This window comes from Cellulomonas sp. NPDC058312 (assembly GCF_042880135.1).
GTDB lineage: Bacteria > Actinomycetota > Actinomycetes > Actinomycetales > Cellulomonadaceae > Cellulomonas.
In genome coordinates this window covers 1-2,463 of the sequence record NZ_JBHVZE010000016.1, presented here as the reverse complement: position 1 = coordinate 2,463, position 2,463 = coordinate 1, and the positions used below count along the sequence as shown (strand labels likewise).

The 2,463-nt window shown below is 61.3% G+C and carries 2 protein-coding genes; one reads left to right on the top strand and one right to left on the bottom strand.

The window, feature by feature from the left end:
• On the top strand, nt 1-1,307 hold a 1,307-nt coding region (locus ACFVXN_RS18325), incomplete at its 5' end, for an ATP-binding protein (RefSeq protein ID WP_389235920.1).
• 9 nt (nt 1,308-1,316) lie between these two features.
• On the opposite strand, the gene ACFVXN_RS18320 is transcribed toward ACFVXN_RS18325, so the two are convergent.
• A partial coding sequence (locus ACFVXN_RS18320; protein WP_389235917.1) for a helix-turn-helix domain-containing protein occupies nt 1,317-2,463 on the bottom strand: 1,147 nt, incomplete at its 5' end.

Here is a 2,463-nt window from a genome sequence, read left to right as displayed (position 1 = left end):
GGTCGCCGGTAACGTCATCGGGCATGTTGACAGCGGCTGAGATCGAGCAGCACATCGAGGACGTCGGGCACGAGACTCGCGGCATCGAGTTCAAGGGCGCACCGAAGGTCGATACGGATAAGAAGTACTACCTCGCGAAGATCGTCCGCGCCGCGTTGAGCATGGCAAACCTACGCGACGGCGGACACGTAGTGCTCGGAATCGCCGAGAGCAAGGGCGGCCTCGTAATCGAAGGACTAAGCAACGACCAAGTTGCCGAGTGGACTGACTTCGACACCGTGTCGAGCGCTTTCTCGACCTACGCGGACCCACCGATGACCTTCGAAATCTCCGCAGTGGCACTGGCAGGCGGCGACAAGGTAGTCGTCATCCAGGTCGACTGCTTCACTGACATCCCCCACCTGTGTGCAAAGGGCTACAACCTCGGCAAGGATGAGGTCCTACGCCAAGGCGCTCTCTATGTGCGCAACCGGCGCATGCCGGAGACCAGTGAGGTCGCGTCCCATGTGGAGATGCGTGACGTTCTCTCGATCGCCACACAGAACGCGCTTCGCGATTTCGTGGCCACCGCGCAGAACGCCGGCGTCGAGCTGCACATTTCGGAACGTGCCAGCGCGCCGCACTCTGTCACCGAGGAATTCGTCAAGGAAGCTACGTCGCTGTGGTCCGGCGATGATGAGTATGCACGCCGAGGTCTCGCTCACTGGGACATCTCGATTCGTCCGAAACCCTTCCGCTCCAACCGCTTCGGCCGCTCAATGCTTGAATCGATCATCGAGCGGTCAACCGTGCGAATGCGCGGATGGCCAGTCCCATACACCGGAGAAATACTCAACCGGACAGCATGTATCGGATCGGACGTCGACGCGCGAATCACCCCGCATGAGGAGAAGTGGCGGCTTTCAACCTCAGGGCAATTCCTTCACCGCCGCGTGGTGATGACCGAGTTCACTGACCATCCCGAGATGATCCCCATTTGGGAAGTGCTGTTCTACCTCACGGAGGTAGTCGAGCTGGCAGCACGGCTTGCGCAGTCGACGACTACGCCACCCCAGATGACGATCGAAGCCACGTTGTGTGGCGTTGCGGGACGCATCCTGGTCGCCGACCACGCGAAACACGACCTTCATGGTGATCACAGGACACACGACGAGTCGCTGACCGCGTCCGTTGAGGTGCCGGTCACTGAATTGCTTGCGAATCCACGTACGCTCGCCGTGCAGATGTCCAAGTCAATTTTTCAGGGTTTCGGCTTCCATCCGAGCGATGAGTTCCTCAGCGACTACCAGAAAGAGCTGACGAACTGACGGGCGACGCTAGCCCTCGCTCGGGGACGGTGGATGAATCATCCGGACGACGGTGAGTCCACCCTGGTTGATGCAGTCTTCCGCAAGATCATGGACCTGCTGGAAGAAGCCCAGGCTGTCGGCATCCGCACGGACGGTTGTCAACACCGGGCTATAGCGAGCCAGAGGGATTGAATTATCCACGAAAGGATGTCCGAACTTATCGGCCGACTGGATGACTAGAGGTGTTCCGCCGGTCCATTCGATCCCGATACTTGCCTCGTACTCGTTCGTGCCTCGGCGTTCACTCACGGCTCGGATCATGCCCATGAGATCAGCGACTGCGCATTCAACGGCCGAAGAGTCGATGAGATGGCCCGGGTTGTACCGCTCCGCCGCGGCGGGGTGCCCACCAATCGCGGCGGCAAGGGAGATGGCCCCGTCGTGATGGGCGCTCACCCATGCCTCTCTCCAGCGCGAACGTTCCGTAGTGGCGGTGTTCGCTGCAATCCAACGACGAAGACCGGGACGCGGGTTGAGGAGATCCACCGATTCGAGGGGATGGATGCCACCACGGCCCGCGTAGGTCAGCGCGAGGGATTCAGCGCTTCCGAATATCTCGCGCGCCTTGTCCTGAGTTGGGCGGGTGGTCTGGGCGGCTGGTAGGCGGGGATGGGCCACGGCGATGAGCCAGGCGCGCTTATCGATGTCCCTGCCGGCGGCCGCATCCTGGTAGAGATTCGCGAGCGCTTCTGCCTCGTGCCGGCGCTCGTCGAACCGCGCCCGGTACATGGCTTCGATCTGGCGTTCTTTCATCCACACGGTGTCGGCGTCGTTTCGGATAGGTGCCCCGAAATACTCGTTTCGGTAGATGAGGTGGGGTCCGTCGACACTGGCCGGAACGACGATTGCCACCGCTCGATTTCCGGGTTCGCCGAGAACATGGATACCGAGCCCGAATATCGGTGGACTGATCGCTGTAATGGCCGCACTTCGCAGAGCGCGTTCATGGGCTTCGTCGAGTTCCCCGGCGTCGCGGCGCTCGATCGCTGCCTTCTGCGACTCCTCGATCCCGTAGACGATCGTGCCACCGCCACTGTTAGCCATCGCAGCAATGTCCTTCGGAAAGTCCGTCTGCGGCAGCCCTCTGGCGGGCGGCAGCTCGGACTTCCAATCC